Here is a 2,379-nt window from a genome sequence, read left to right as displayed (position 1 = left end):
GTGGCTGCCCTGCGCCGCCTGGACCAGATTCGAGCCCTGGGGGTGAGTGAAGTGCCCGTGCAGGATTTGCCCGAAGCCCGGCTGGCGCGCCTGGCCCGGCATGCCCAGTCCGCCTGGGCCCAGACCCTTTTGCGCATGAGCGAGGAGCGCCGCCAAGCCACACTGCTCGTGTTCGCGCAAACGCTCGAACGCACGGCCACCGATGACATCCTGGACCTGTTTGACGGGCTGATGGCCACGCTAGCCCTGAGCGGGGAAACGACCCGCCGTCGCGAGCGCCTGCGCTCGCTCAAGGACTTGGATCAAGCGGCCCTGGTGCTGGAACAAGCGGTGCGCCTGCTCCTCGACGAGGCCGTACCGGACGCCGAACTCCGCCAGCACGTGCTGGACCGTCTCAGCGCAGAAACGCTCCGCCAGGCGGCGGACGCCGTGCAGGAATTGGCTCGTAGCGCGGAGGACCCGTTGGTACAGGCCCTGAGCACGCGCTACGCCACGGTCCGTCGCTTTCTGCCGGCGCTGCTGCGCGGGGTGGTGTTTGAGGGCACGCCCGCGGCCAAGTCCCTGCTCGACGCCTGGCGCTTTTTGCAGGTGCAGGAAGCCGGCGGCCGGGGCTGCCCGAAGTGGACTGCTGCCCCGCGCACGGTCGTGCCGCCCCGGTGGGCGCGGCGGGTATTTCCGGCCAAAGGCCAAGTCCACCCGCCCGCCTACACGCTCTGCGTAGTCGAGCGCCTGCACCAGGCGCTGCGCCGCCGCGACGTATTCGTGCGCCGCAGCGAGCGCTACGGCGACCCGCGGGCCGAATTGCTGCGGGGCGAGGCCTGGGAGCAGGTCCGCGACTCGGTGGCCCGGGCCCTGGAGCGCTCCACCGACCCGCAGGTCGAGTTGGCCCGCTGGCAGCAGCAGCTGGCGGCGGCCTACACCGAAGTCCGCACGAACCTGCCCCGCAACACGGCCCTGCAGGTGCTTGAGCAAGACGGGCAGCCCTACGTAAGCGTCAGCGCGCTGGCGGCTCAAACCGAGTCGGAAGGCCTCCCTGCACTGCGGGCGCAGCTGGCCCAGCGCCTGCCCCAGGTGGAGCTGGCGGCCCTGCTGCTGGAAGTGGACGCCTTCACCGGCTTTGCCCGCGCTTTTACCCACGTCGCCGACGGCCAGACCAAAGCGGCCGATTTGCCCCTGAGTATCTGCGCCGTGCTGCTGGCCCAGGCTTGTAACATTGGCCTGAAGACCGTGGCCCGGGCCGACGTGCCGGCCCTGACGCTGCCGCACCTCTCGTGGGTGCAGCAAAACTACCTGCGGGTAGAAACGCTTACGGCCGCCAACGCCCGGCTGGTCGACGCCCAGGCGCAGCTGCCGCTGGCCCAGGCCTGGGGCGGTGGGGAAGTGGCCTCGGCCGACGGTATGCGCTTCGTCGTGCCCGTGCGGACGATTCACGCCGGCTGGAACCGCAAATACTTTGGCTCGGAACGCGGCGTGACCTACTACAACTTCACCAGCGACCAGTTCACCGGCTTTCACGGCATCGTCATTCCCGGCACCCTGCGCGATTCGCTCTTCATCCTGGCCGGGCTGTTGGAGCAGCAAACGAGCCTCGACCCCCGGGAAATCATGGCCGATACGCACGGCTACAGCGACGTGGTCTTTGGCCTGTTTTCGCTGCTGGGCTACCGCTTCAGTCCCCGGTTAGCCGACCTGCCGGACCAGCGTTTCTGGCGTCTCCAGAAAGAGGACGACTACGGCGAGCTCAACGAGTTGAGCCGCCACGTCATTAGTACCCGGCTCATCGCCGACCACTGGGACGACATGCTGCGGCTGGCCGGCTCGCTCAAACTGGGCAAGGTCAAGGCCACGGCCGTCATGCGCACGCTGCAACGGGCCGGCTCCCTCTCTGGGCTAGGGCGGGCCGTGGCCGAAGTCGGGCGGGTGGAGAAAACGCTCTACCTGCTGGCCTACGTGCAGGACGAGGCCTACCGCCGGCGCATCCTGGTCCAACTCAACCGGGGCGAGGGGCGGCACGCGGTGGCGCGGGCCGTCTTCCACGGCAAGAAAGGCGAATTGCGCCAGCGCTACCGCGAGGGCATGGAAGACCAGTTGGGCGCGCTGGGCCTGGTCCTCAACGCCCTGGTGCTGTGGAATACGCGCTATCTGCAACAAGCCTTGGAACAACACCAGGCCGTGGCCGAACCGCCGGAGCCGGGTGATGTGGCCCGGCTCTCGCCCTTGCTGCACGAACACATCAACATGTTAGGCCGCTACGACTTTACCTTGCCCGAGGGCATTGCCGCCGGGCAACTGCGCCCGCTACGCGACCCGACGAGCTTGGAAGAACAGCTCGCTCAACTGCCTTAACGGGAATTTCTGTTCCTACTCTTGCGCTACCCC

General features: G+C 68.1%; 1 protein-coding gene. It reads left to right on the top strand.

The features are described from left to right. A partial coding sequence (locus BLW21_RS20930) for a Tn3 family transposase (protein ID WP_092744052.1) occupies window positions 1-2,346 on the top strand: 2,346 nt, incomplete at its 5' end. Window positions 2,347-2,379 lie beyond the last annotated feature (33 nt).

Source organism: Hymenobacter psychrophilus (assembly GCF_900107135.1).
GTDB lineage: Bacteria > Bacteroidota > Bacteroidia > Cytophagales > Hymenobacteraceae > Hymenobacter > Hymenobacter psychrophilus.
The sequence above is the reverse complement of the archived record's forward strand: the minus strand, read 5'-3'. Positions and strand labels throughout refer to the sequence as shown.